General features: G+C 66.6%; 30 protein-coding genes and 1 other RNA gene. 20 read left to right on the top strand and 11 right to left on the bottom strand.

The genetic code is table 11. The features are described from left to right. Positions 1 to 14: 14 nt before the first annotated feature. Positions 15 to 875 carry a YicC/YloC family endoribonuclease gene (locus tag E5790_RS13950; RefSeq protein ID WP_005410888.1) on the bottom strand — a complete coding sequence of 287 codons (861 nt, stop codon included), beginning with the start codon at positions 873 to 875 and terminating at the stop codon, positions 15 to 17. 124 nt (positions 876 to 999) lie between these two features. Here E5790_RS13950 and rph point away from each other — a divergent pair, with 124 nt between their 5' ends. The 7 genes from rph (at position 1000) to pepQ (ending at position 8248) form a co-directional block, all read left to right on the top strand. Continuing rightward, a complete protein-coding gene (rph, locus tag E5790_RS13945) occupies positions 1000 to 1725 on the top strand; it encodes a ribonuclease PH (RefSeq protein WP_014648280.1) in 726 nt (241 codons plus the stop codon). After that, complete coding sequence (locus E5790_RS13940; protein ID WP_111206029.1) at positions 1722 to 2111, top strand: VOC family protein; 390 nt, start codon at positions 1722 to 1724, stop codon at positions 2109 to 2111. Before rph ends, E5790_RS13940 begins: the two co-directional genes overlap by 4 nt. After that, positions 2108 to 2704 (top strand): RdgB/HAM1 family non-canonical purine NTP pyrophosphatase, encoded by a 597-nt coding sequence (gene rdgB, locus E5790_RS13935; RefSeq protein ID WP_032956061.1) that lies wholly within the window; start codon positions 2108 to 2110, stop codon positions 2702 to 2704. The genes E5790_RS13940 and rdgB overlap by 4 nt, the downstream gene beginning before the upstream one ends. Positions 2705 to 2762: 58 nt before the next feature. Beyond that, positions 2763 to 3989, top strand: coding sequence for a radical SAM family heme chaperone HemW (gene hemW, locus E5790_RS13930; protein ID WP_014648283.1), 1227 nt, complete (start codon positions 2763 to 2765; stop codon positions 3987 to 3989). Positions 3990 to 4190: 201 nt separating this feature from the next. Further along, positions 4191 to 6470: a DUF1631 family protein gene (locus tag E5790_RS13925; protein ID WP_046432332.1), complete on the top strand. Its 2280-nt coding sequence runs from the start codon at positions 4191 to 4193 to the stop codon at positions 6468 to 6470. Next, entirely contained in the window at positions 6467 to 6841 is a 375-nt protein-coding gene (locus E5790_RS13920) for a PilZ domain-containing protein (RefSeq protein ID WP_111206028.1), read from the top strand. Before E5790_RS13925 ends, E5790_RS13920 begins: the two co-directional genes overlap by 4 nt. A 75-nt stretch (positions 6842 to 6916) precedes the next feature. After that, positions 6917 to 8248 (top strand): Xaa-Pro dipeptidase, encoded by a 1332-nt coding sequence (gene pepQ, locus E5790_RS13915; protein ID WP_111206027.1) that lies wholly within the window; start codon positions 6917 to 6919, stop codon positions 8246 to 8248. 497 nt (positions 8249 to 8745) lie between these two features. Here pepQ and E5790_RS13910 read toward each other — a convergent pair whose 3' ends face one another. Further along, entirely contained in the window at positions 8746 to 10068 is a 1323-nt protein-coding gene (locus E5790_RS13910) for an aminopeptidase P N-terminal domain-containing protein (protein ID WP_087786593.1), read from the bottom strand. Positions 10069 to 10073: 5 nt separating this feature from the next. Further along, a complete protein-coding gene (locus tag E5790_RS13905; protein WP_014648288.1) occupies positions 10074 to 10622 on the bottom strand; it encodes a YecA family protein in 549 nt (182 codons plus the stop codon). Positions 10623 to 10776: 154 nt separating this feature from the next. Here E5790_RS13905 and E5790_RS13900 point away from each other — a divergent pair, with 154 nt between their 5' ends. From E5790_RS13900 to E5790_RS13865, 8 genes are all read left to right on the top strand, one after another. Beyond that, positions 10777 to 10998 carry a TIGR02449 family protein gene (locus E5790_RS13900; protein ID WP_005410898.1) on the top strand — a complete coding sequence of 74 codons (222 nt, stop codon included), beginning with the start codon at positions 10777 to 10779 and terminating at the stop codon, positions 10996 to 10998. Continuing rightward, the gene (locus E5790_RS13895) at positions 10995 to 11291 is read left to right on the top strand and encodes a cell division protein ZapA (RefSeq protein WP_005410899.1); all 297 of its coding nucleotides are present in this window, start codon (positions 10995 to 10997) and stop codon (positions 11289 to 11291) included. Before E5790_RS13900 ends, E5790_RS13895 begins: the two co-directional genes overlap by 4 nt. A gap of 153 nt (positions 11292 to 11444) precedes the next feature. After that, positions 11445 to 11630, top strand: a non-coding RNA gene (ssrS, locus tag E5790_RS13890) — 6S RNA. Between the two features lie 83 nt (positions 11631 to 11713). Beyond that, positions 11714 to 12307: a 5-formyltetrahydrofolate cyclo-ligase gene (locus E5790_RS13885; RefSeq protein WP_014648289.1), complete on the top strand. Its 594-nt coding sequence runs from the start codon at positions 11714 to 11716 to the stop codon at positions 12305 to 12307. Further along, a complete protein-coding gene (locus tag E5790_RS13880; protein WP_014648290.1) occupies positions 12304 to 12783 on the top strand; it encodes an EVE domain-containing protein in 480 nt (159 codons plus the stop codon). The genes E5790_RS13885 and E5790_RS13880 overlap by 4 nt, the downstream gene beginning before the upstream one ends. Before the next feature lie 22 nt (positions 12784 to 12805). After that, positions 12806 to 13453: a ribose-5-phosphate isomerase RpiA gene (gene rpiA / locus E5790_RS13875; RefSeq protein WP_014648291.1), complete on the top strand. Its 648-nt coding sequence runs from the start codon at positions 12806 to 12808 to the stop codon at positions 13451 to 13453. 21 nt (positions 13454 to 13474) lie between these two features. After that, positions 13475 to 13921: a DUF192 domain-containing protein gene (locus E5790_RS13870; RefSeq protein ID WP_014648292.1), complete on the top strand. Its 447-nt coding sequence runs from the start codon at positions 13475 to 13477 to the stop codon at positions 13919 to 13921. 158 nt (positions 13922 to 14079) lie between these two features. Further along, complete coding sequence (locus tag E5790_RS13865; protein ID WP_024957828.1) at positions 14080 to 14925, top strand: SirB1 family protein; 846 nt, start codon at positions 14080 to 14082, stop codon at positions 14923 to 14925. 40 nt (positions 14926 to 14965) lie between these two features. Here E5790_RS13865 and E5790_RS13860 read toward each other — a convergent pair whose 3' ends face one another. Continuing rightward, positions 14966 to 15190: a rubredoxin gene (locus tag E5790_RS13860; RefSeq protein WP_075076014.1), complete on the bottom strand. Its 225-nt coding sequence runs from the start codon at positions 15188 to 15190 to the stop codon at positions 14966 to 14968. Between the two features lie 34 nt (positions 15191 to 15224). Between E5790_RS13860 and thiE the strand changes: the two genes are divergently transcribed. After that, the gene (gene thiE / locus E5790_RS13855; RefSeq protein ID WP_014648295.1) at positions 15225 to 15851 is read left to right on the top strand and encodes a thiamine phosphate synthase; all 627 of its coding nucleotides are present in this window, start codon (positions 15225 to 15227) and stop codon (positions 15849 to 15851) included. 16 nt (positions 15852 to 15867) lie between these two features. Next, complete coding sequence (gene hemL, locus E5790_RS13850) at positions 15868 to 17157, top strand: glutamate-1-semialdehyde 2,1-aminomutase (RefSeq protein ID WP_049407023.1); 1290 nt, start codon at positions 15868 to 15870, stop codon at positions 17155 to 17157. Positions 17158 to 17229: 72 nt separating this feature from the next. On the opposite strand, the gene azu is transcribed toward hemL, so the two are convergent. Beyond that, positions 17230 to 17679: an azurin gene (gene azu / locus E5790_RS13845; RefSeq protein ID WP_032956045.1), complete on the bottom strand. Its 450-nt coding sequence runs from the start codon at positions 17677 to 17679 to the stop codon at positions 17230 to 17232. 123 nt (positions 17680 to 17802) lie between these two features. On the opposite strand from azu, the gene E5790_RS13840 reads away from it, so the two are divergent. After that, positions 17803 to 18405, top strand: a complete 603-nt coding sequence (locus E5790_RS13840; protein WP_014648298.1) for an HAD-IA family hydrolase — start codon at positions 17803 to 17805, stop codon at positions 18403 to 18405. A 144-nt stretch (positions 18406 to 18549) separates the two neighbouring features. Here E5790_RS13840 and E5790_RS13835 read toward each other — a convergent pair whose 3' ends face one another. Beyond that, entirely contained in the window at positions 18550 to 19776 is a 1227-nt protein-coding gene (locus E5790_RS13835) for an acetylornithine transaminase (protein WP_049440495.1), read from the bottom strand. Between the two features lie 63 nt (positions 19777 to 19839). Between E5790_RS13835 and E5790_RS13830 the strand changes: the two genes are divergently transcribed. After that, entirely contained in the window at positions 19840 to 20712 is an 873-nt protein-coding gene (locus tag E5790_RS13830) for an ion transporter (RefSeq protein WP_014648300.1), read from the top strand. A gap of 102 nt (positions 20713 to 20814) precedes the next feature. Here E5790_RS13830 and E5790_RS13825 read toward each other — a convergent pair whose 3' ends face one another. The 3 genes from E5790_RS13825 to E5790_RS13815 all read right to left on the bottom strand — a co-directional run bounded on the left by E5790_RS13825 (position 20815) and on the right by E5790_RS13815 (position 23816). Further along, entirely contained in the window at positions 20815 to 21756 is a 942-nt protein-coding gene (locus tag E5790_RS13825; protein WP_111206092.1) for a YiiG family protein, read from the bottom strand. 155 nt (positions 21757 to 21911) lie between these two features. Further along, positions 21912 to 22904, bottom strand: coding sequence for a YiiG family protein (locus tag E5790_RS13820; protein WP_014648302.1), 993 nt, complete (start codon positions 22902 to 22904; stop codon positions 21912 to 21914). 93 nt (positions 22905 to 22997) lie between these two features. Then, positions 22998 to 23816, bottom strand: a complete 819-nt coding sequence (locus tag E5790_RS13815) for an NAD(P)-dependent oxidoreductase (protein ID WP_088375448.1) — start codon at positions 23814 to 23816, stop codon at positions 22998 to 23000. Positions 23817 to 23924: 108 nt separating this feature from the next. Between E5790_RS13815 and E5790_RS13810 the strand changes: the two genes are divergently transcribed. Beyond that, positions 23925 to 24608, top strand: coding sequence for a hypothetical protein (locus E5790_RS13810; protein ID WP_032956036.1), 684 nt, complete (start codon positions 23925 to 23927; stop codon positions 24606 to 24608). Positions 24609 to 24763: 155 nt separating this feature from the next. Here the strand turns inward: E5790_RS13810 and E5790_RS13805 are convergent, their stop codons facing one another. Both E5790_RS13805 and E5790_RS13800 read right to left on the bottom strand, forming a co-directional pair. Further along, the gene (locus E5790_RS13805; RefSeq protein ID WP_041863781.1) at positions 24764 to 25270 is read right to left on the bottom strand and encodes a hypothetical protein; all 507 of its coding nucleotides are present in this window, start codon (positions 25268 to 25270) and stop codon (positions 24764 to 24766) included. After that, positions 25267 to 26283: an RHS repeat-associated core domain-containing protein gene (locus E5790_RS13800; protein WP_080053011.1), complete on the bottom strand. Its 1017-nt coding sequence runs from the start codon at positions 26281 to 26283 to the stop codon at positions 25267 to 25269. Before E5790_RS13800 ends, E5790_RS13805 begins: the two co-directional genes overlap by 4 nt. Between the last annotated feature and the right edge of the window lie 3 nt (positions 26284 to 26286).

Raw genomic sequence — 26286 nt, 5'->3', positions numbered from 1 at the left:
CGCTGCACGCAACATCATTCGATGTTCTGCACCTGCTCGCGGATCTGGTCGATCAGCACCTTCAGCTCCACCGCGGCATTGGACGTGCGGCTGTCCACCGACTTCGAGCCCAGCGTATTGGCTTCGCGGTTGAACTCCTGCAGCAGGAAGTCCAGGCGGCGGCCGACCGGCTCGCGCTGCTTGAGCACGCGGCGGATCTCGACGATATGGCTGCCGAGCCGGTCCAGCTCTTCATCCACGTCCAGCTTCTGCAGCCACAGGACCAGCTCCTGCTCCGCACGGCCCGGGTCGACCGGGTGCGGCAGGTCAGCCAGACGGGCGGCCAGCTTGGCGCGCTGGCCGTCGCGAATGGCCGGAATCAAGGTGCGCACTTCGGTGGCGATGCGTTCGATGCCGTCCACGCGTTCGCTGATGGCCGCAGCCAGCTTGCCGCCTTCGCGCTCACGCGCTTCGACGAAGCCGTCCAGCACCTGGTCCAGCAGGGCAAGCGCCTCGACCTGCAGGGCGGCGGCATCCGTTGCCTCGCCGCGGGTCACGCCCGGCAACTGCAGCAGATCGGTGAAGCTGACCTGCAGGTTCGGGAAATCGGAGGTCAGGCGGTGGGCCAGGCGGCCCAGCTGGCCCAGCAGGGCCTCGTCCACCTGCAGGTTGGCAGCCGCCTCCGGCGCGCGCAGGCGCATCACCAGATCCAGCTTGCCGCGGCTCAGGCGCGCGGCGATACGCTCGCGCAGCTGCGGTTCGAGCGCCCGCAGTTCCTCGGGCAGGCGGGTGCCGACCTCCAGGAAGCGGTGGTTGACCGAGCGCAGCTCGCAGCCCAGCGTGCCCCACGGGGTGACCCGCTCGCCGCCGGCATAGGCGGTCATGCTTCGAATCATGGAATGTGTCCGGTGCGTGCAAAGGGGGAATGGTACCCTAGCGCCCTCACCAGAGCCCCCTTGCCCGCCCCGTGAAGGCCGCGGGCGTGGCGGCGTACTCCCTCGCCATTACGGAACCCGCACCATGTCCGACTCCCGCCCCAGCGGCCGCCAGCCCGACCAGCTCCGCCCGGTCGTCATCCAACGCGGCTTCACCCGCCACGCCGAAGGTTCGGTGCTGGTGTGCTTCGGCGAAACCCGCGTGCTGTGCACCGCCAGCGTCGAGAACCGCGTGCCGGGCTTCCTGCGCGGCAAGGGCGAAGGCTGGGTCACCGCCGAGTACGGCATGCTGCCGCGCGCCACCCATACCCGCAGCGACCGCGAAGCGGCCCGTGGCAAGCAGGGCGGTCGCACGCTGGAGATCCAGCGCCTGATCGGCCGCAGCCTGCGTGCCTGCGTGGACCGCAATGCGCTGGGCGAACGCACCATCACCCTCGACTGCGACGTGCTGCAGGCCGACGGTGGCACCCGCACCGCCGCCATCACCGGCGCCTATGTGGCCCTGGTCGATGCGGTGAACGTGCTGATGAAGCGTGGCGACATCAAGCGCAACCCGGTCCTGGGCGCAGTTGCAGCAGTGTCGGTGGGCGTGTACCGCGGCACCCCGGTGCTGGACCTGGACTACGCCGAAGACAGCGACTGCGACACCGACATGAACGTGGTGATGAACGACGGTGGCGGCTTCATCGAGCTGCAGGGCACCGCCGAAGGCCACGCCTTCCGTCGCGATGAACTGGACGCGCTGCTGGGCCTGGCCGAGAAGGGCGTGGCCGAGCTGCTGGCCGCGCAGCAGGCGGCGCTGTCGGCATGAACCGGCGCATCGCCCTGACCACCCTGGTGGTTGCCGACTATGACGAAGCCATTGCCTGGTACACCGACAAGCTCGGCTTCGCATTGCTCGAAGACATCGACCAGGGGCACAAGCGCTGGGTGGTGGTCGGCCCGACCGACGGCAGCGCCGCCGCCCTGCTGCTGGCCCGTGCCAGCGACGAGGAACAGCGCAGCCGCATCGGCAACCAGACCGGTGGCCGCGTTGCCTTCTTCCTCAACACCGACGACTTCCACCGCGACCACGCGGCGATGCTGGCCGCCGGCGTCGAGTTCCCGGAAGCACCGCGCGAAGAACCCTATGCAACGGTCGCGGTATTCCGCGACCTGTATGGCAACACCTGGGACCTGTTGGAGCCCCGTCAATGAAGAAACTGGTATTGGCCAGCCACAATGCCGGCAAGCTGGTGGAGATGCAGGAGATCCTCGCCGACCTGCCGCTGCAGATCACCTCGGCCGCCGAGCTGGGCCTGGGCGACGTGGAAGAGACCGGCCTGACCTTCGTCGAGAACGCGCTGCTGAAGGCACGCGCCGCCTGCGAAGCGACCGGCCTGCCGGCGCTGGCCGATGATTCCGGCCTGATCGTCGATGCCCTGGGTGGTGCACCGGGCCTGTACAGCGCGCGCTATGCCGGCCACCCGACCAACGCCGCTGCCAACAACGCCAAGCTGCTGGACGCGATGGCCGGTGTTCCCGATGGTCAGCGCAGTGCCCGCTTCTATGCGGTGATCGTGCTGCTGCGCCACGCCACCGACCCGCAGCCGCTGATCTGCGAAGGCCGCTGGGAAGGGCAGATCATCCGTGAGCTGCGTGGCACGAATGGTTTCGGCTACAACCCGGTGTTCCTGGACACCACCCACGGCCTGACCGCCGCGGAAATGGAGCCGGCGCTGAAGAACGCCATCAGCCACCGTGCCGTTGCCCTGCAGCAGCTCAAGCAACAGCTGGCGACGCTGTACTGACGCCCGACCTGATCGAACCAGGGAAGCCGGCCAACGGCCGGCACTACCGATGAAGCCCATGCCGCACGCCCACGACCACTGCAACCACCTGCCCGGCGAAGCCTGCTCCGCTGACCACGACAGCGCACCGCGGCTGGTGCCGCCACCGCTGTCGCTGTACGTGCACCTGCCGTGGTGCGTGCGCAAATGCCCGTACTGCGATTTCAATTCGCACCAGGCCAAGGGCGAGTTGCCGTTCGAGGCCTACATCGATGCACTGCTGCGCGACCTGGACCAGGACCTGCCGCTGGTCTGGGGCCGGGTGGTGCACAGCGTGTTCTTCGGCGGCGGTACGCCCAGCCTGTTCCCGCCGGAGGCGATCGACCGCTTCCTGCAGCAGGCCAGCGCGCGCCTGCGCTTTGCCCCCAATGCCGAGATCACCCTGGAAACCAACCCGGGCACCGCCGAGCATGGCCGTTTCGACCGCTACCGCGCGGCAGGCGTGAACCGCCTCAGCTTCGGCATCCAGAGTTTCGACGACGCCATGCTCAAGCGCCTCGGCCGCATCCACGACAGTGGCGAAGCCGAGCGCGCGGTGAAGATGGCGCAGGACGCGGGCTACGACAATTTCAACATCGACCTGATGTATGCGCTGCCGGAACAGACCCTGGCCGGCGCCGAGGCCGACCTGGAGCGTGCATTTGCACTGCAACCGGCGCACATCTCGCACTACCAGCTGACCCTGGAACCGAACACGGTGTTCTTCGCGCGGCCGCCGCAGGGCATTCCCGATGAAGACAACGCCTGGGACATGCAGGAACACTGCCAGGCATTGCTGGCACAGGCTGGTTTCGGCCAGTACGAGGTCAGCGCCTATGCGCGCCCCGGCCGGCAAAGCGCGCACAACCTGAACTACTGGCGTTTTGGCGATTACCTGGGCATCGGTGCCGGTGCGCACGGCAAGATCAGCTCGGGCGCCGAAGAACACGTGCTGCGCCGCTGGAAGCTGAAGCATCCGCAGGCCTACCTGGACAGCGCTGGCACGCCGGCCTCTTTCGGGGGTGACGATGTGATCGCAGCCGAGCGCCTGCCGTTCGAGTACATGCTCAACCTGCTGCGCCTGCACGAAGGGTTCGGCCTTCGCGATTTCGAGTCGCGCACCGGGCTGCCGCGCGGCGTGCTGGACGCTCCGTTGGCCGAGGCCGTCCAGCGCGGCTGGCTGGAGGTGGCGGAGGGTCATGTGCAGCCGACCGAGCTGGGCCGCCGGTTCACCAACGATGTGGTGAGCCTGTTCCTGGAGGAATAAGCCTTCCGCCATACCGGGTAGTGCCGGCCGCTGGCCGGCACTCTGGTAAAGACAGCGCTGCCGGCCAGCGGCAGGCACTACCGTTCATCCGTCGGCCCTGCCCGATGAACGTGAGACACGTTCAGCCTAAAGTAGCGCCGACTGCGGCCGACACGGTAGATTCACAGGATCGATCCGCGGGAATCCGGGTACCGCTCGCCGATGTCAGCTGTCTTTTCCATCACCTCTGCCGACAAAGCACGCCTGGCCGCCAGCGACCTGCCATCGCGGGTGCGTGAACTGCTGGGTGCGTTGATCGGCCTGTGCCGGCAAACGCTGGCCGCGCCCCTGATCCTGACCGTCGAAGCGCTGGAGCAGACGCTGCTGCACGACGCCGACCGTGCACGCAATCCGATGCAGCAGGCGGACCTGATGGCCCAGCGTGGCCAGCTGCACGCCTTCGCCGGCCATTTCGCCGACCGCATGCTCGATGCCGTGGCCGAAGCGCTGGCGGGCCTGCGCGAGCCGTCCATCGCCGCTGCGGCCCCTGCTTCGCCGCCGCCGCTACCGGGCGCGCTCGGCCTGTCGCTGGTCGATGAGCACGAGGTGGATCGCGACCTGCTGCTGACCGAAATGATCCGGCGCGAGACCCTGCGTTCAACCAATACGTTGAACCTGCTGGGACAGCGCCTGGGCGTGCTCGCGGCGGCGCCGGCGTTCGAGGCCGACACCCTGCCACTGGCACCGCAGGCCCTGTGCGCGATGGTGCGCCGGATCGCCGAACAGGACGCCCTTGGCGTGGAGGTGCAGCTTGCGCTGTACCGCAGCTTCGAGCGGCAGGTGCTGGAACGCCTGGGCGATGTGCTGGACCGCGCCAATGCGCTGCTGGCCCAGCATGGCGTGCTGCCGGGCCTGGTCTACACCCCGTACCTGGCACGCTCGTCGAGCACCCGGCGGATCATCACCCAGTCGGTGGGCGGCGGCCGCACGACCCAGCCTGCCAAGCGTTCCGCCGCGCCGTTGACCGGCTGGAACGGCTCCGCTCCGGCCGGTTCCTGGTCGAACCTGGTGCAGGACGCATTCAACGACGCGGGTACGCCGGGCGCAGCCACCGCTGGCGTGACCACGTCCACCGGCAGTGCGCTGCATGAATTGCTGCAGCAGGCCCGCCATGCCACTGCCCCTCCTGCGGACACCGCTGCCGTGCCCAGTGCGGCCGTCGATGCGGTCCTCGCGCGGCTGCAGGCCCAGTCCAGCGCGGCCACCGGCGTCGCCGACCTGCAGGCTGCGGTGGTCGCCCAGCTGCGCAGCGAGCACGGCGCGCAGGCCCAGCTGGGCAGCCACGACCGCGACAACCTCGACCTGCTGCGCCTGCTGATGCAGCAGGTGCAGCAACAGCAGCGCCCCGACCCGGTGCCGGCCGCCCTGCTGGCGCGCCTGCAGGTACCACTGGCGCGTGCGGCGATGGCCGACCCCGGCTTCTTCGTGCGCGATGAACACCCTGCACGCGAACTGCTCAACCAGATTGCCGAAGTCGGCGCCAACTGGCTGGGCGACGATGACGTGGACCCCCAGCTGCTGCAGCGCATGGCGCAGAGCGTGCAGGGTCTGCTCGGCCAGGATGCACGCTCGCCCGAGGCCTTCGCCGCCGCCAACGAAGACGTACAGCAGCATCAGCGCGCGGCGGCCCATCGCGCCGAACTGGCCGAGCGCCGCCACGTCGAGGCCGCGCGTGGCAAGGAACGGCTGGAACTGGCGCGTCGCCAGGCCAATGCGCAGATCGACCAGTGCTGCGACACACAGGCGCCGCCGCGCTTCGTGCAGACCCTGCTGCGCCAGGCCTGGGCCGATGCACTCACCCTCACCCGCCTGCGCCATGGCGAAGATTCGCCGCAGTGGCAGGAACGCCTGCTACAGACCGAGCGCATCGCCGCGGTGACCGCGCAGGCCGTCGATGCCAACGGTGGCACCGATGCAGTGCTGGCCAACGAGGTGGAATCGGCGCTCGTGCAGGTCGGCTATCACGCCGAGGAAGCCGCCGCCGTTGCGCGCCGCCTGGCCACGCCAGGAGGCGAGGATGAAAGCACCTCGCGCACCGAGCTCAGTGCGCGCCTGAAGGCACGTGCACGACTGGGCGAACATGCTGCCAGCGGCAGCGCCGACGCCCCGCGCACGCCGCGCAGCAGCGCCGAAGAGGCGGCCTACCAGCAGCTCGTGACCCTGCCCTTTGGCAGCTGGTTCGACATCGACAACGGTGACGGCACCCTGCGCCGCCAGCGCCTGTCCTGGTACAGCCTGCTGACCGGCCACGCCCTGTTCGTCAATCCGCGCGGGCAGAAGATCGCCGATACCGACCTTGATACGCTGGCCCGGCAGCTCAGCGCCGGACGCGCGCAGCTGGTCACCGAAGACAAAGGGCGGCTGGTCGATCGCGCATGGCAGGCCAGCCTCGGTGCGCTGCGTGCGCTGGCCGGCGGCCGTTACAGGGAGGCGTCCGTTTGAACGTGCAACCGCCGCAGGACACCCGCCGCGCGCCGCGTCGCCAGGTCTCGGACCTGGTACCGGTCACCGACCAGATGCGCGAATGCGTGGTGGGCCGGCTCGGCAATGTCTCCGAGACTGGCATGTTGATGCTGGCCAGCACCCCGCTGCGCGAGGACGCGCTGTACCAGTTCCGCTTCCCGTTGCCGATCGGTGACGGCCGCCACGAGGCCATTGACGTGGGCGTGCACCTGCTGTGGAGCGAGCCGGCGCATGTGCCCGGCCAGAGCTGGACCGGCTTCCGCTTCCTCACCCTGTCACGCGAACATCGGCAGCTGCTGCGCCGGTGGATAGGCGAAGACAGCGACGAGGCACCGGTTTCGACGGCCTGAGTGCCGGTTCCAGCACAGCGGTTTTTCCCGGTATGCGGCAGAATCTAGGGCCGTTTTCCGTGTCGAGCCACCGCAATGATCCAGCAAGACCCCGGCGCCCTGTACCCCGACCACCTGGCCGTGCTGTGCCGACGTGCCGAACAGGCGTTGGCCCGCGGCGGCTTCGACCATCTGGTCGTGCCCAGCGGCACCCTGCACTACCAGGTGTTCGACGATCGCGACTACCCGTACGCGGTCAATCCGCAGTTCAAGGCCTGGCTGCCGCTGACCCGGGTGCCCAACAGCTGGATCGTGTTCACCCCGGGCAAGCGCCCGGCGGTGATCTTCCACCAGCCCTTCGATTACTGGCACGTGGTACCGGACGCACCGAGTGGCTGGTGGGTGGAGCACTTCGACATCCACATCATCCGCAAGCCCGAAGAGGCGCTGGCCCTGCTGCCGGCCGACCCGTCGCGCTGCGCGATCCTCGGCGAGCCGCAGAGCGCGCTGGGCAGCTACGTGCCGAACAACCCGGCACCGGTGGTGAACTACCTGGAATGGTACCGCGGCAGCAAGACGCCGTATGAGATCGCGCTGATGCGCCAGGCGCAGGTGCTGGGCGTGCGCGGCCACCGCGCCGCCGAAGCCGCGTTCCGCACCGGCGCCGACGAATTCAGCATCCACATGGCGTACTGCCAGGCAGTGGGCCAGGATGCCAACGAGCTGCCCTACGGCAACATCGTGGCGCTCAATGAACATGCCGCCGTGCTGCATTACACCGAGCTGGGCCGCAAGGCGCCGCAGCCGCTGCGCAGCTTCCTGATCGATGCAGGCGCCAGCGCGCACGGCTACGCCAGCGACATCACCCGTACCTACGCCGCGCAGGGCCACGACGAATTCGCTGCGATGATTGCTGCCGTCGACGCCGCCCAGCAGCAGATGTGCGCAGCGGTGCGCCCGGGCTTCGACTACAGGCAGCTGCACGTGGACGCACATCTTTCGCTGATGGGCGTGCTGAAGGACTTCGGCGTGATCAAGGTCTCGCCGCAGACCGCGCTGGAGACCGGCGTCAGCGCCGCGTTCTTCCCGCACGGCATCGGCCACCTGATCGGCCTGCAGGTGCACGACGTGGCCGGTTTCGCGGCCAGCGACGAGGGCGGCCGCATCGAGCGCCCGGCGGGCCACCCGTACCTGCGCCTGACCCGCGTACTGCAACCGGGCATGGTGGTGACCATTGAACCGGGCCTGTACTTCATCGACATGCTGTTGAACGAAGTAAAGGACGCCGGCCATGGTGATGCGATCAACTGGGACCGCGTGGATTTCTTCCGTCCGTATGGTGGCATCCGCATTGAAGACGAAGTGCTGTGCACCGAGGGCGAGGCGGACAACCTGACGCGGCCGGCGTTTGCGGCGGCGAACGGCTGAGCCCCTCGTGGTTGGGCGCTGATATCAAAGGCCGCGCTTGGCCGGGCGGGGTGGGTTTGCAGGACACGCCGTAAACCCATCCATGGGGGCTCGATGGCGCCATCCATGGCGCCAACGGTCCTGCAAACCCACCCCGCCCGTCCTTTGACAGTTTCCTGCTGCGTCCAACCACGGAAAAAGAAGAAAGAAAAGCAGAAGCGGGTCGCTCGCTGCGCTCGCTCCGTGTCGACCAAGGTCGACACCTACCAACAGCCGCGCGTGCCAATAACCGCGGTTGCCAACAGCCGCGTGAACCTGTCGAAGGCGGGGTACTGTGGGTTTGCGGGGTGTGAGCGGCATGGATGCCGCGACCAAGCCCCCATGGATGGGTTCACGGCGTCCCCGCACACCCACAGTGCCCCGCCATCCCACGGAATGCGCGCTGTTGCTGTTGCTGTTGCTGTTGCTCTTGCTGTTGCCTCTGCGGGTGCAGGGCTGCAAGCCCTGCAGAACACCCCTTACCCCGCCATCACCGCTTCAATCTCGTCGGCGCTGCGCGCCAGACCTTCGGTCAGCACGCGATGACCGTCGTCGGTGATCAGCACATCATCCTCGGTACGGATGCCGATGCCGCGCCAGCGCGGTTCCACCGTCGTATCGTCCACGCCGATGTACAGCCCCGGCTCGATGGTGAATGCCATGCCCGGCTCCAGCAGCCGCGAATCGCCCGCCAGGCGGTAATCGCCCACATCGTGCACGTCCAGCCCGATCCAGTGCCCGGTCTTGTGCCGGTAGAAACGCTGGTACAGGCCTTCGGACAGGTTCTTTTCCAGCGTCCCCTTCAGCAGGCCCAGCCGCAGCAGGCCCTCGGTCAGGGTCTGCACCGCGGCCAGGTGACCGGCCTCGTACGGCACGCCCGGCCTGGCCTGGGCCAGCGCGGCGGCCTGCGCATCGCCGACCAGGTCGTGCAGTGCACGCTGCTCGGCGCTGAAGCGGCCATTCACCGGAAACGTGCGGGTGATGTCGCTGGCGTAGCCACGGTACTCGGCACCGGCGTCGATCAGCACCAGCTCGCCGTCGCGCGAACGCGCGTTGTTGTCCCGGTAATGCAGGATGCAACCGTTGCGGCCCGCACCGACGATGCTGCAATACGCCGGCACTGCATCGCTGGCGCGGAACACGCGTTCCAGCTCGGCCTGCAGCTCGTATTCGTGGATGCCGGCCCTGGCAGCCTTCATCGCCGCCAGATGTGCACGCACGCTGATCTGCGCAGCGTGGTGCATCAGCGCCACTTCCGCACCGGACTTGAACAGGCGCTGCTCGTGCAGCAGATGGCCCAGTTCAAGGAATTCATGCGGCGGCTGCGCGCCGTGGCGCACCTGCGAACGCACGCGGTTGACCCAGCCGATCAGCTTCAGGTCGAAATCGGCGTCGCGACCGAAGTGGTAGTAGACGCGCGAACGGCCTTCCAACAGGCCCGGCAGGATGTCGTCCAGATCATCGATCGGGTACGCATCGTCCATGCCGTACTGCGCCACCGCGCCTTCCTGGCCGGCACGGCTGCCGTCCCAGGCTTCGCGCTCGGCATCACGTTCGCGGCAGAACAGGATGGCCTCGCCGTGGCGCCGGCCCGGGATCAGCACCAATACCGCCTCCGGCTCCGGGAAACCGCTCAGGTACTGGAAGTCCGAGTCCTGGCGGAACGGGTAATGGGTATCGAGGCTGCGCACCTTCTCGGCCGCGGCCGGCAGCACCAGGATCGCGTCCTCGCCGGCCATGTCCATCAGCTGGCGGCGCCGACGCTTGTATTCGCCGGCCGCGATGCCGGTGCGCTGCTTGATGTCCATCAGTTCAGGCGCTGCCGATGGCGCGAGGCCAGCACCACGTCACCGTGCAGCAGCAGTACCGCCACGCGGATGAACTCCTCGATCTCCGACAGGGCTTCGTCGTCATCATCGCCACCCGCTTCGAAATCCTCGCTGGAGGCGCGTGCCAGGCTGGCCATGTCGGTCAGCGCTTCTTCACCCTCTTCGGACAAGGTCGGGCGACGGCCGCCGCTGCCCAGGCCGAAACCACCCAGGAACGAGCGGGTCCAGCTGAACATGGCATCGGCCTGCGCGGACACATCGTCGCCGTCTGTCAGCAGCAGTTCGAAGGCGAAGTCGCGGTCTTCCAGCTGCTTGATGGTCGCCTGCAGCAGCTGCCCCAGCACGCTGTCGGCAGCCACCGGCGGCAGGTTGTCGTCGGCCAGCACCCGTGCCGGCCAGTCGTTGCCGGGGGCGCCACCGGCGGCCAGCCAGCCACACAGCGCACCGTGCAGCTCGGCAGCGGTAGCGCCCAGGCCCAGTTCCTGGCTGGCGCGGGTAACGTCGTCGACGGAGGGAAGTTCGGTCATCGTGCGGCTCGTTCGGAGAAGGAAACCCGGGGCGCGCACGCGCGCGCCCGTGAGACCCCGTAGTGTAGCAACCCGGCGGCGTCCTCTCTGCGGCCGCCAGGCCTTGCTGCGACAACGCTTGACCGCCCTTGCCCGGCTTGCCTATCGTGCCCGCATGGAACCCGCCGATCCCCTTGCCCAGCTGCAGGACTTCGCCGCCCGCGTGGAAGCGTTGCTCGAACGCAACCAGCGCCTGGCCGAGGAGAACCGCAGCCTGCGCCACCAGCAGGAACAGCTGGTGGCCGAGCGTTCCACGCTGCTGGCCAAGAACGAGCAGGCACGCTCGCGGGTGGAAGCAATGATCAGCCGGCTCAAATCCCTGGAGCAGCACACATGAGCGCCGAACCGGTCAGTGTCCGCATCCTCGATCGTGAATACACGGTGGGTGTCGGCGGCGATGAACGCGACAGCCTGATGGCCGCCGCGCGCCTGCTCGATGCGCGCATGCGCGAAATCCGCGGCAGCAACCGCATGGCCGCCGTCGACCGCGTCGCCGTGCTGGCCGCACTGAACCTGGCCCACGAACTGCAGCTGCTGCGCGACGAGAACGCCCGCCAGGCCGTGGCCCTGCAGCAGACGCTGGCCGACCTGAACAGGCGCCTCGACCGCGCGATCGACGGCACCCCCTAGAAAAAGGGGACGGAGGGGATTAAGGCGCATTCGCCCCATCCGTGCCGGAAACGTCTTAATCCCCTCCGTCCCCTTTTCGCATATCTGAATTGGCACGGACTGTTGCCGACGAACGGCCTATCCAGATCCTGCACGCTGGCTATAATGGCCACGCGTTCTCTGCGGTACTCGACGGCATGTGCAAACATTCGCCTTGTCCCTTAAGAACGACACCGGGAGCGCGACAGCGCCGGGAGTGCAGGTCCGCCTTGTAGCGGGAAGCCCGATGGTTCTCCAGCGTTCCCACTTGAGCCCCCGGGTTCAAGGTCGTTTCGCATGCATCGACATTGCGGAGAATGCAATATTCCAGCAAGGGCGGCGTCTTCGGGCGTCGCCCTTGTTCTTTCCGGCACAATGGCGGCTGATCCTTGCCGCACGCTGCCATGACCGACCCGCGCCAGGCCCTGCGCCACGACCTGCGGCAACGCCGCCGCGACCTTTCCGCCGGTGAGCGCATCGCTGCCGCCGAATCCCTTGCCGATGCCCTGCTCGCCCTGCCGTTCACCCCACGCGAAGGCGCCGTGGCCGGCTACTGGGCGCTGGATGGCGAAATCGCCCTGCACCGCTGGCAGCTGCAACTGCCCGAAGGCCTCACCTACTGCCTGCCGGTGCTGGCCGGCGAGGTGCTGCGCTTCGCGCCGTGGCGGCCGGGACAGGCGCTGACCAGCAACCGCTACGGCATTCCCGAACCGGACGTAGCGCTGGACGATACGCTGGAACCGGCGCAGATGGCGCTGGTGGTGGCCCCGCTGGTGGGCTTCGACGCACAGTGCCGGCGGCTGGGCATGGGGGGCGGCTGGTATGATCGCAGCTTCGCCTTCCGCCATGACCGGCCGGCGCCGCCCTGGCTGGTCGGTGCTGCGTTCGCGGTGCAGCAGGTCGAGTCCTTGCCGGTGGCGTCGTGGGACGTGCCGGTGGATGCGATCTGCACCGAAGACGGCACCCTGTTCCCCTCCGCTGCCCCCGTGAACGCATGACCGCCCGCAAGCGCTACTGGCTGATGAAGTCCGAACCGGACGCCTTCTCCATCGATGACCTGGCCAAGGTCAAGGTCGAACCCTGGAACGGGGTGCGCAACTACCAGGCGCGCAACTTCATGCGCGATGGCATGCAGGTGGGCGACGGCATCCTGTTCTACCACTCCAATACCAAGGTGCCGGGCATCGTCGGCCTGGCCACGGTGGCCAGCACCGCCTATCCGGACGACACCCAGTTCGATCCAAAATCCGACTACTACGACCCCAAGAGCACGCGCGAGAACCCGCGCTGGATGCTGGTGGACGTGGCCTTCGACCGCAAGCTGAAGCAGGTGATCGCGCTGGACGAGATCAAGCTGCACGCCGAGGAACTGGGCGAAGGCTTCCCGCTGGTTGCCAAGGGCAACCGCCTGTCGGTGTTCCCGGTGACCGCCGCGCAGTGGAAGCTGCTGCTGTCGCTGGAAAAGAAATCCTGATTCCCTGCCTGAGAGTTCTCCCATGTCCGAAGCCAAGCGCCTGGCCGCCGAGAAAGCCATCGAATACGTCGAAGACGGCATGATCGTCGGTGTCGGCACCGGTTCCACCGTGGCCTATTTCATCGATGCCCTGGCCCGCATCCAGCACCGCATCAAGGGCGCCGTGTCCAGCTCCGAGCAGAGCACCGCGCGCCTGAAGCAGCACGGCATCGAAGTGATCGAGCTGAACCACAGCGGCAACCTGTCGCTGTACGTGGACGGCGCCGATGAGTGCGATCCGAACAAGTGCCTGATCAAGGGCGGCGGGGCCGCACTGACCCGCGAGAAGATCATCGCCGAGGCCAGCGAGCGCTTCATCTGCATCGTCGACCCGAGCAAGCAGGTGCCGGTGCTGGGCAGGTTCCCGCTGCCGGTGGAAGTGATCCCGATGGCGCGCAGCCTGGTCGCCCGCCAGATCCGCGACATGACCGGCGGCCAGCCGACCTGGCGCGAAGGCGTGGTCACCGACAATGGCAACCAGATCCTGGACATCCACAACCTGCAGATCACCGATCCGGAAAAGCTGGAGCGCGAGCTCAACCAACTGCCGGGCGTGGTCTGCGTGGGCCTGTTCGCGCGCCGTCGCGCCGACGTGGTGATCGTCGGCGGCGAGCCGCCGGTCGTGCTCTGACCCTTCCGAAGGATCCTGACGATGTCGCTGTTGCGTTCGCTGCTGATGCTTCCGCTGCTGGCCCTGGCCGGCTGTGCCACCGACGCGGCCCGCCATTGGGTCGAACTGGATGGCGCCCGCTACCAGGTGGAGCTGGCCACCAACGATGAAACCCGCGCGCGCGGGCTGATGTTCCGCGACCAGATGGCGGCCGACCACGGCATGCTGTTCATCCACGACCGCGAAGAAATGCAGGCGTACTGGATGAAGAACACCAGGATCGCGCTGGACATCCTGTACTTCGACAGCCAGCGCAGGCTGGTCAGCCAGCAGCGCGACGTACCGCCGTGCTCGGCCGGCGACATGTGCCCGCCCTACCCCAGCGGTGGCCCGGCGCGCTACGTGCTGGAACTCAACGCCGGCCAGGCCGAGAAGCTGCAGTTGAAGGACGGCACGGAGCTGAAATTCGGCCCGGGCATCGAAAAGTAAGGTACGGCCGGGCTGCGCCCGGCACCCGCAGTAGTGCCGGCCGCTGGCCGGCAACCCTGCAGGGGTCAGATCCCTTTCGCGTGCGAAAGGGATCTGACCCCTGCATTTTTCACGCGGCACCGCTTGAAACGGCCAGCGAATGACGCCAGTCTGTGGCCATGCAGGACCGGATCACACTCCCCGACTGGGATGCACTGGCCGACCTCGAAGACGAGGCGCTGCCACTGTTGCCGACCGCGCTGCTGATCGCGCGCGATGAATACCCCGATCTGCAGCCGTCGACCTACGATGCGCTGATCCAGAGCCACGTCGACCACCTCCGCTCGGAAGTGGAGAGCATCGACAACAGTCCATTGAAGATGGCGGCGATCAACCGCCACCTGTTCGACGAGCTGGGCTACAGCGGCGACCACGACGAGTATTACGACCCGCGCAACAGCTACCTCAACCAGGTATTCGAGCGCCGGCTGGGCAACCCGATCTCGCTGGCGCTGGTGCAGATGGAAGTCGCGCGGCGGCTGGGCATTCCGCTCGACGGCGTGTCCTTCCCCGGCCACTTCCTGGTGCGCCTGCCGGTGGACGACGGCGTGCTGGTGATGGACCCGTTCAATGGTGGTCGCCCGCTGGACGTGGACGAACTGCGCGAACGCGCCAAGTCACACCTGGGCGGGCAGATGCCCGACGACCAGGTGCTGGCGCAGATTCTGGACCCGGCGCCGGCGCGCGCGATCCTGATGCGCATGCTGCGCAACCTGCACGGCGTGTATGCCGAGGCCGGCGAATGGGACCGCGCCGCGCGCAGTGCCGACCGCCTGCTGAAGCTCGCCCCGGAGCAGGACGATGCGCTGCGTGACCGCGGCCTGGCCTACCTGCAACTGGAGTACCTGGCCGGTGCCCGCCACGACCTGGGGCAGTACCTGAAGCGCAACCCGGAAGCCAGTGATGCGCAGTGGCTGCGCGAGAAGCTGATCGACCTCGGCGGACCGATGCCGCGGCTGCATTGAGGGTGCCGGGGTGTGGACCAACAGTCCACACCTACCCTCATCAATCGACCTCGACCATCTCGAAATCGGCCTTGGTGACCCCGCAGTCCGGGCAGGTCCAGGTCTCCGGAATGTCCTCCCAGCGCGTCCCCGGCGCGATGCCCTCCTCCGGCAGGCCCTCCGCTTCGTTGTACAGGAAGCCGCAGACCACGCACATCCAAGTGCGCAAGGTGGTGGGGGTGGCATCGCTCATCGGATAATCAGGGCTGGATTCACGGGCCGCCATTGTCCCATCGCGGTCCACTCACCGGTAGCCATCGATGACTTCTGCTTCCCCGGCGCCCCGCGGCGTCTACCTGATCACCCCGGACGAGCCCGATACCGCATGCCTGCTGGCCCGTACCGCGCCGCTGCTGGCCGCTGGCGCCACCTGGCTGCAGTACCGCAACAAGACCGCCAGTGACGCGCTGCGGCGGGAGCAGGCCACCGCCCTGCAGGCGCTGTGCGCGGAACACGGCGTGCCGCTGATCGTCAACGACGACCCGGCGCTGGCCAAAGCCGTTGGCGCGGCGGGGGTGCACCTGGGCGGCACCGACGGTGACATCCCCAGCGCACGCGCCCTGCTCGGTGCCGAGGCCATCATCGGCGCCTCCTGCTACGACCAGCTGGCCAATGCAGAGAAGGCCGTGGCCGCCGGCGCCAGCTACGTGGCCTTCGGCGCGTTCTTCCCCACCACGACCAAGGTCACCAGCAGCCGCGCGCATACCGGCCTGCTGCGGCAAAGCGCCGCACTGGGCGTGCCGCGGGTGGCGATCGGCGGCCTGACGCCGGACAATGTCGGTCCCATCATCGACGCCGGCGCCGATCTGGTCGCCGTGGTCAGCAGCGTGTTCGCCGCCGAAGACCCGGTCGCGACCCAGCGCGCCTACCTCGCCCAGTTCGCGTAACGCCCAGGAAAGCCCCATGAACCACGACCAGTCCCACGCCCTGTTCTCCCGCGCCCAGCAACTGCTGCCGGGCGGCGTCAATTCGCCGGTACGCGCGTTCAAATCGGTCGGTGGCGAACCGTTCTTCGTCGAGCGCGCCGACGGCGCCTACCTGTACGACGTCGACGGCAACCGCTACATCGACTACGTCGGTTCCTGGGGCCCGATGATCGTCGGCCACAACCACCCGGCCGTGCGCCAGGCGGTGAAGAAGGCGATCGACAACGGCCTGTCCTTCGGCGCGCCGTGCGCAGCCGAAGTGACCATGGCCGAGACCATCACCCGCCTGGTGCCGTCGTGCGAGATGGTGCGCATGGTCAACTCCGGCACCGAGGCCACGCTGTCGGCGATCCGCCTGGCGCGTGGTGCGACCGGCCGCAACCGCATCGTGAAGTTCGAAGGCTGCTATCACGGCCATGGCGACTCGTTCCTGGTCAAGGCCGGCAGCGGCATGCTGACCCTGGGCGTGCCGACCTCGCCGGGCGTCCCTGCCGGCCTGAGCGAACTGACCCTGACCCTGCCCTACAACGATTTCGAAGCGGCCACTGCGCTGTTCGCGCAGCAGGGTGACGACATTGCCGGCCTGATCATCGAGCCGGTGGTCGGCAACGCCAACTGCATCCCGCCGCGCGAGGGCTACCTGCAGCACCTGCGCGAACTGTGCACGAAGCATGGCGCGCTGCTGATCTTCGACGAGGTGATGACCGGCTTCCGCGTCGCCCTCGGCGGTGCGCAGGCGCACTACGGCATCACCCCGGACCTGACCACCTTCGGCAAGATCATTGGCGGCGGCATGCCGGTCGGGGCCTACGGCGGCCGCCGCGAGCTGATGCAGCAGATCGCCCCGGCCGGCCCGATCTACCAGGCAGGTACGCTGAGCGGCAACCCGGTGGCGATGGCCGCCGGTCTGGCGATGCTGGAACTGATCCAGCAGCCGGGCTTCCACGCCGACCTGGCCGAGCGCACCGCGCGCCTGTGTGCCGGCCTGGAAGCGGCCGCCGCCGAAGCCGGCGTGGCCGTGACCACCACCCGCGTGGGCGCGATGTTCGGGCTGTTCTTCACCAGCGAGAAGGTGGAGACCTATGCGCAGGCCACTGCCTGTGACATCCCGGCGTTCAACCGCTTCTTCCATGCGATGCTGGACCAGGGCGTGTTCCTGGCGCCGTCGGCGTACGAAGCCGGTTTCCTGTCCAGCGCGCACGACGATGCGGTGATCGAGGCCACCCTCGCCGCTGCACGCGTGGCGTTCAAGGCCACCAAGGGCTGATCGCAAAAAGGGGACGGAGGGGATTAAGTCGTTTGTGCACAAACGACTTAATCCCCTCCGTCCCCTTTTTTTCTAACCGAAGAGGAACTTGCCCTTCATCATCGCGAAGTGGCCGGGGAACGAACAGAAGAAGGTGTAGTCGCCACCTTTCTGCAGGCCCTGGGTAGAGAAACGCACGCGCGTGGTCTCGCCGCCGCCGATCACCTTGGTGTGCGCCAGCACGCGCTTGTCGGCCTTCGGCAGGTAGCTGTCAGCCAGGGTCATGCGCATGCCCGCCATCGCCACCGGCTGGTAATCAGCGCTGCGGGTGAGCACCCAGTTGTGGCCCATCGCGGTGACCGCCAGCTTGCCGGTATGGCGCAGAGTCAGGTCCACGGCGGTGCAATCAGCGGCAACCTTGATCTCGCGGCTGCTGAAGCTCATCTGGTCGGTGCTGTCGATGCTCACCGCACACACCCGCGCCATCGCCGACGGCGCCAGCATCAGCGCACCCAGTCCCACTGCCACCCTCCAAGCCTTCATCATTGCATCTCCTGCGGATTCAAGCGCCATTCTAGGCAGCCCCCTGCGGCGCCGTCTGCGACCGTCTGTCGCATGCCAGCTCCAGGGTTTCCCGCGCACTCATCGCAATGGCATGCTCAGCCGATGCGGATCGACCTGTTGCTGCTGGATGTGGATGGCGTGCTGGTGCAGTACCAGCGCGGGCAACGCGTGCTGCATCTGGCCCGGACACTGCAGGTTCCGACGCACGCCGTACAGGCCGCGCTGTACGACAGCGGTCTGGAAGCAGCGCATGACAATGGCACGCTGGATGGCCCGGCCTATCTGGCGCAGCTGGGAGAGCTTCTGGGCACGACTGTCGATGTGGCTGCATGGACCGCGGCGCGACGGGCCGCCAGCCATCCTCAGGCGGCCGTGTTGCAACGATTGCAGGCCCTGCAACTGCCAATCGCGGTGCTGACCAACAACGGCGCGCTGATGCAGCAGGCATTGCCCACCCTGCTGCCGGAACTGTTTCCTGCCCTGCAGGCGCGCGTGTTCTGCAGTGCGGATTTCGGCCTGCGCAAACCTGCGCCGGCGGTGTTTCTGCGCACGCTGGAAGCGCTGGGCGTGGCACCTTCGCGCACGCTGTTCGTCGATGACCTGTTCGCCAATGTGCGTGGCGCGCGCGCTGCCGGCCTGCACGCGGAAACCGTGCGCGATGGCCGGGGATTGGGCAAGGTGTTGAAGCGCTACCGGATTGCGTGAACTACTGTAGAGCCGAGCCCATGCTCGGCTGCTGTGGCCTGGCATCGCGATGAACCGAGCATGGGCTCGGCTCTACGGGCATTCCTCAGCAACGGGGTCAGAGCCCTCTCCGCAGGAGAGGGGTCCGACCCCGGCATGATGGCCTCAGCGCGCGGCGATGAACGCGGCAATCGCCGCGCGCAGGCGCTTCAGGCCTTCGGCCACTTCTTCGTCGGTGATGTTCAGCGACGGCACGAAGCGCAGCACGTCCGGGCCGGCCTGCAGGGTCAGCAGGCCCTGCTCGGCGGCGTGGTCGAGGATCGCACCGGCCTGGCCGGCGAAGTCCTTGCTCAGCACCGCGCCCAGCATCAGGCCACGACCACGCACGTCGCTGAACACACCGAACTCGTCGTTGATGCGGGCGAAGCCATCGCGCAGCGCCTTGGACTGGCGGCTGACGTTGGCGGCGATCTCCGCCGAGGCCAGCTTGCGCAGCGCCACGCGGGCCACCGCAGCAGCCAGCGGGTTGCCACCAAAGGTGGTGCCGTGCGCGCCGAACTGCATGGTCTCGGCCACCTTCGGGCCGGCCAGCATCGCGCCGATCGGGAAGCCGCCACCGAGTGCCTTGGCCAGGGTAACCATGTCCGGCACCACGTCGTCCTGCCAGTGCGCGAACAGCGTGCCGGTGCGGCCCATGCCGGCCTGGATCTCATCCAGCACCAGCAGTGCGTTGTGCTGGTCGCACAGTTCGCGCACGCGCTTGAGGAAACCGGACTTGGCCGGCATCACGCCGCCCTCGCCCTGGATCGGCTCCAGCATCACCGCCGCCACGTCGCCGGCGGCCATCGCGGTTTCCAGCTGTACTTCATCGTTGAAATCGATGTAGCGGAAGCCGCCGGGCAGCGGCTCGTAGCCTTCCTGGTACTTCGGCTGGGCAGTGGCGGTCACCGCGCCCAGGGTGCGGCCGTGGAAACTGCCACGGAAGGTGATGATCACCCGCTTGTCGGCCGGGCGGCCCTGGCTGGAGGCCCACTTGCGGACCATCTTGATCGCCACTTCGTTGGCTTCGGCGCCGGAGTTGCACAGGAACACGCGCTCGGCGAAGCGGCTGGCCTTCACCAGCTCCTCGGCCAGGTGCAGCGGCGGCGCACTGTAGAACACGTTGCTGGTGTGCCAGAGCTTGCCGGCCTGCTCGACCAGTGCGGCCACCAGGTCCGGATCGTTGTGGCCCAGCCCGCACACGGCGATGCCGGCAGCCAGGTCGATGAACTCACGGCCCTGGCTGTCCCACACGCGGGCGCCTTGGCCTCGCTCCAGTACCACCTGGCGGGGCTTGTAGACCGGCAGGTAATAGTGCGAAAGGGAGATCAGCGGATCGGTAGCGGCGGTCATGGCAGTCGGCAGGGTTCAGGAATCCCCATTCTCGCGCCGGAACCCCTGCGGCACAATGCGCCCATGCGACCGTTTTCTGCCCCCCAGCTGAACCCCGCCACCGAGACCGGCTGGCGCCGCCGGTGGTTCGACATCATCTACCGCCACGACTCGCGGCCCTCGCGCAATTTCGACCTGATCCTGGTAGTGGCGATCGTCGCCAGCATCCTGGTGGTGATGATCGACAGCGTGCAGCACCTGCATGCCGAATGGTCTACCGGGCTGTACATCCTGGAATGGGCTTTCACGATCATCTTCACCGCCGAGTACCTGCTGCGGCTGGCCGTGGTCAAGCGCCCGCTGCGTTACGCGGTGAGCATCTGGGGCATCATCGACCTGCTGTCGATCCTGCCCGCCTACCTGTCGATGTTCATTCCTGGCGCGCAGAGCCTGCTGGTGGTACGCGCGCTGCGCATCCTGCGCGTGTTCCGCATCCTCAAGCTGACCCGCTACATCGAGGAAAGCGGCGTGCTGATGACGTCGCTGTGGCGCAGCAGGCGCAAGGTGCTGGTGTTCCTGTTCACGGTGATCACCATCACCATCATCGCCGGCGCGCTGATGTACGTGATCGAGGGCCCCGAACACGGCTTCACCAACATCCCGGCCAGCATGTACTGGGCGGTGGTGACCATGGCCACGGTCGGCTTCGGCGACATCGTGCCGCAGACCGTGCTTGGCCGCTTCGTCACGTCGGTGCTGATCCTGATCGGCTACAGCATCATCGCCGTGCCCACCGGCATCTACACCGCGGAGCTGGCCAGCACCATGCGTGAAGCCGAGCTGGCCGCGCGCCGTGATGCGCGTGGCTGCCCGCACTGCGGGCTGGAAGGCCACGAGCCGGATGCCCGGCATTGCCGCAAGTGCGGGGGTGAACTACCGGATGCATTCAGCCATTGAGGCACATGCCGGCCAGCGGCCGGCACTACCAAACCCGCAGGGTGCGTGCCGGGCGTGACCCGGCACTACCCTCGGTAGCTCCACGCCATGCGTGGATCCTCCTCAACGCATGCGGTTGCTGGTGGTCACCAGGTCGTTGTAGGCATCCAGGATCGTCGACTGCGCGCCCTCAGGATCGGTGGTGAGCCAGCTGCCCGACGCCTTGCGCTCGGCGGCCAACGCATCGGCGGTGATCGGCTTGCCCTGCTCCAGACGTTCGACACCGCGACCGGCGGTACGCACCAGCTTGTCGGCCGAACGCTGCACATGACCCCACATCGGGTCGTCCTTGCCGACACCACTGTTCTGGATTTCCGTCACCAGCGCCTGATAGTCGGCCAGCTCGCCGCGCAACGCCGCAACGTCCGGTGCGTCGCTCTGGAACGCCATCGCCAGCTGCTTGCCATCGCCGACAAGGCGCAGGTGGTAATAGGCCAGCGAGCGGCCTTCGCTTTCCTCGATCTGCTTCAGCTGGGCGGCGCGGCGATCGTTCTCGTTCTTTTCCAGCGCAGCATCCATCGCTTCGCTGGCCTTGAAGAAATCAGCATAGGCCTGCATCAGCGGGGTATGCTGGCTGCGCATCCCTTCGCCACCATCGCGACGATAGTCCTCGCGGGTGAAGTACCCATCGGCACGCTCGATCAGGGTGTTCAGTGCCTGGAATGCCCGCTGGTACTGTCGCGCTGGTGCATCCAGCGGCGTGGCAGGGGTCTTTGCCAGCGCATCGGTCAGCGGCTGGCCGCAATGGTCGACCCGGTGCGACAACAGCTTGCCGGGTGAACGCGGCTGCGCTTCCTTGCCGGTCGGGCCGGCCTCGGGATCCTTCATCCAGCCCGTATAGGTCTGGAAACCCTCGCGGATGGGCTGTTCAACGCCGTTGTAACACTCGATGTAGGCGTTCACCTTCCCCAGCCCGGGGTCGGCGACCGCCAGCCCCGCCGGGTTGTTGCAGCCGGCCAGCGCGCCAAGCAGGAGAACGGGAATCAGGCGTGTGGATGCGTTCAAATCAGTTCCTTGCACCAGTGAAAACTGCAGGCATCTTCATGCATGGCGCGGGCGCGCGCTCCAGCACCTCGGGAAGGTGCTGGCATTCGGGGCTGCGGGGCGCGTCATGTCGCAATCATCCTGCTCGATCGCGACAAAAATAACGTTGAGCTTCGCTACTGGCGGTTGCTCTGGAAAACCAGCGAGTTGTATTCCTGCATCAGCTTGTTGGCGGAGCCACGCGGCGCCATCGAGGGCGAATCCAGCATGCGTCGTTCGAAATCGCTGTAAGGCTTTTTCTCGCCGACGCGCTGCAGCCGCTCCTTGCCTTCGCGACGGAAGTTCTCGGCTTCACGCTCGAAGCTGTTCCAGTCCAGCTTGCCCGGCTCCTGATCAGCCACCTTCGCATGCGCTTCGTCGGAAATGCGGTTGAACGCATCCAGGCGCTCGCGCGCCTTGGCCTGATCGAAGTCATCCTCACTCATCAGATCCATGATGGCCTTGGCTTCCAGCATCATTGCCAGACGGTAGTACTCGCGCGTGCGTCCCTCGGCCTGTTCCAATACCTTGAGCTGCTCGCGCTGGGCGGCGTCGTTCTGGCGCTCCAGCTCGGCGTTGAACGTTTCGCTGGCAGTCACGAACTCCTTGAAGGCGGCCATCAAGGGCGCGTGCAGCTGCTTTCCCTTGGCGAACTGGTCGTCTTCGTAGTCCTGGCGATCGTAATAGTCGTGCGCGTCCTTGCTGAGCGGCACCAGTGCCTTCAGCGCCTGCTGGTAATGGCCAGCAGCGGCATCGAGCTCAGCCAGCGCCGGCTTGGCAGCCATCGCCTCGGTCACGGGGCCATCGCACTGCTTCATGTCGTAATCGCTGATCTCGAACGGACCGTACACCTGGGTCTCGCGCCCGCTCGGGCCGGCCTCGACGTCCTTGATCCAGCGCGTATAGGACTCGATGCTGCCGTGGGTCTTCGAATCAAGCGTGTTGAAGCAGCCGATGTAGGCGTTGAGCTTGGCGGTCAATTGCTGCTGTGCGTCGGACGGCGCCGCGCTGGCGTCGGGCGTGCTGGAAGGGCCGGCGTCGCCAGTGGTTGCGGGTGCCTTGCCGCCGCAGGCAGCCAGGACAATCGACAGCGAAGCGGCCAGCGCCGCGACGGAAAGAGTGCGTGACATGGGTTCACGTCCTTGTTGAAAACGATTACAGCCGCGCATTCTAGCGCAGCAGGCCGAAGGTCGCAGCCCTCGGCCTCTGCCGGCGACGCGCGATCACTCCAGGAACAGATCCGGCAACAACGGACGCGATGGATCCACCGCATAGCCGGACAGATCGGTGATACCCGCCTGTGCCAGCACGTCATCGTCGATCAGGAACTGGCCGTGGAAACCCGCCGCCTCGCGCACCAGCACCGCGTGCGCAGCATCGGCCATGATCTGCGGCGTGCGGCAGCCGGCCGCATCGACGCCCGGAATCATGTTGATCGCATCGGTGGCGATCACCGTGCGCGGCCACAGCGCGTTCACCGCCACACCCTGCGGGCCGAATTCCGCGGCCAGGCCGAGCGTGACGAAGCTCATGCCCATCTTCGCCAGCGTGTAGCCGGTATGCGCGCCCCACCACTGCGGTTCCAGGCTTGGCGGCGGCGCGAGAGTGAGGATGTGCGGGTTCGGCGCCTGCAGCAGGTACGGCAGGCAGGCCTGCGCGCACAGGAAGCTGCCGCGCGAATTGACCTGCTGCATCAGGTCGAAGCGCTTCATCGGCGTATCCAGCGTGCCACGCAGCCAGATCGCGCTGGCATTGTTGACCAGGATGTCGATGCCACCGAAGGTATCGACCGTGGCCGCAACCGCCGCGTGCACCTGCTCTTCCTCGCGGATGTCGCACTTCAGGGCCAGGCCCTGCCCGCCTGCCGCCGTCACCGCTTCGGCCGCGGTGTGGATGGTGCCCGGCAGCTTCGGATTCGGCACCGACGACTTGGCCGCAATGGCCACGTTGGCGCCGTCGCGCGCAGCGCGCAGTGCGATGGCCAGGCCGATGCCACGCGAGGCACCGGTGATGAAAAGCGTTTTGCCCTGCAGACTGCCCACGTCCCACACTCCAGCGTATGCAATGAGCCGCTAGTATGCCGCGCCGACGTGGAGTTCACCCGGCCTTGACGATACTTGGGCCTCCAGACAACGCACGAGGTCCACGCCATGCGCCGTTCCCGCCTGTTGCTGCCTGCCCTGGGGCTTGCCCTGCTGACCGCCTGCCAGGGCCGTTCGCCGGAACCGGGCAAGGAGCCACCTGCCGGTGACACGCCCAGCGCGGAGAAGGCCGCCGCCGACGGCAAGCTGCGCTGGAGCGAGGCCGTGGTGTGGGATGGCGACCTCAACGCCTGCCGCCAGGGTGAGAACGCCGCCACGCGTGATTGCCTGCGCGATGCGATGCGCGCCGGCGGCGCCAGCGCCGACGCGATCACCGCCGCCGAACAGCTGTCCACCGGGGGCGAGCTGGCCTACGTGACGGCCTGGCACGAGAACGAAGGCCTGGGCATTGCGACGGTCGAGTATCCGTTCCGCGCCAACACCAACGAGGGCACCCGCCTGGTCGACGCCACCGGCAAGCGCATCGATGTGGATGCCGTGCAGCTGGACGACACCCTGCGTGCCGACCCCGCCGTGCAGGCCCTGCTGAAGGACCACCCGCAGGCCACGCCGTTCGCACCGGCGCAGTCGGCCGGGGCCACGCCGCTGGAGAACGGCGGCGTCCGCCTGCTGTACCGCACGCCGCTGCGCGACTGCCACGCCTGCCCGGATGTGGGCCAGCTGCAGATCGCGTACGACTTCGACGCCAAGCGCAACTTCATTGGCCAGCAGGTGGTGCCGGCGACGCCGTAAGGCATTAAGCGTTAGCGTTAAGCGCCGAGATGCTCTGTGGACCGGGCCATGCCCGGCGACATCGACCGCGCGAAGCATACATATCGGCTTTGCCCTGACCACAAAGCCGAACGACGACCGCAGCAGCAGTTTCTCGCATCTCGCGACAGAGAGAATCAACGGGATCGCTGATAGAAGGAGTCAGTCGTCAGCCGACTTTCAATTACCGATCGAACATAGGCAGCCCGCGCCTTGCGGGACTGCGAGTATTCGGCAAAAATCGTCATTGCTTCGGACCTCATCTCAGTGCCGCCGGTGGTCGTAAATACGAAAAATGAAGGCTCAAGATAACCAACAGTCTCTCGCATAAACCGCTTGCACTCATCAAGCGGAAAATCTGCGGCGTAGTCCGCCCAATCGATATAGCGCCTCCAGAAAGCAGGCGCCCCCCATTCCCCGCATCTCTCATCAACAAAGAGCTTCAACTCAGAGAGCATGTCGGCGCATGCATCTACAGTTTCATCATCTAAATCCAGCGAAGCAACGCGACCGGGATCAACCGCCTGCCAACAAAAAACCATAAAATCCGCAACAAAGCTCTCTTCACAGCCCTCGAAGAAATTACTCTTGTACCAGGCAAGAGTTTTCGCCACATCAGTCAATTCATCAGAATCAATCATCATCTTACCTTTCCCGCGGCATTAACACCTGCGTTGACTATCTCACCATTCCGCACATGAACCCAAACCTGCGCCCCTCCCCTCATCGTCTGAGTGTACGTACTGACACCGGCAGAGGCTGCATCTTGCGTCATTAGCCGCGCGGCAACCGCATCCACCCTTAGGTTCGCCGGGTTTGAGCTGACACGCTGGAAAAGACCAACAAATCTCATTTGTGAAGCAACCGTAGTGGGATTCACATGCCCTGCGGCGCTTCTAAATACATGCTCTGCTCGTACCGCAAAATTGAATCGAGCAAGCATTGGAATTGCAGCAGGAACAGAAGCCAGCCCTCCGCCGCCCCGCGAGTACATTGCGGGTATCGCGATATCATGAAAAAGGGCACCGACGTCAAAGATGTTTCCATTCTTTGTCAAATCTCCCGACAAGCCAAGACGCGACTTTATCTCTTGCCAGTTGGAGTTTGATTCTCCGCCAGATGCCACGCTCGGAGATGAGCCAGAGGATGGCGCCCTCGGAATCGCGGAGTCAGATGATGTCGGCCCAGTGGCCGTCGTGTTCCCACCGGTACTCTTACAAGTACCGTCACTATTCGTGATTCTAGAGCCAGTGCAGCGGCCATCTGGATCAACGAAAGTATAGGGGTTCAGTGCCGAATACATGTATCGATTAAATAGGGCTCCGTTGTCCAAGCCCACGTCGACCGGATCTGTCGATAGGAATATCCCGACCAACGGATCGTAGTACCGCTGCTGCATGTACGTCAGACCCGTCGCCGAGTCCGACACATGCCCGGTGAATCCCGGGCGATCCCCCTTCGCATCACCTACGGTCGCACCATAGGGCTCATAAACGGTGCGCTCGACGATCGCGCCGTTGGCATCAGAGATGGCAACCGGGGAACCCAGCGCGTCGGTATGCACATACTGGACGATCTCCTGCGCCGAAACACTCACTGTGCCCAGCAACAGTCCCAACAGAACAGCGACACCAACCAGAATTTTCTTGATCTTCATTTT

Origin of the sequence: Stenotrophomonas sp. PAMC25021, from assembly GCF_004795795.1 — a bacterium.
Classification (GTDB): domain Bacteria; phylum Pseudomonadota; class Gammaproteobacteria; order Xanthomonadales; family Xanthomonadaceae; genus Stenotrophomonas; species Stenotrophomonas muris.
The sequence above is the reverse complement of the archived record's forward strand: the minus strand, read 5'-3'. Positions and strand labels throughout refer to the sequence as shown.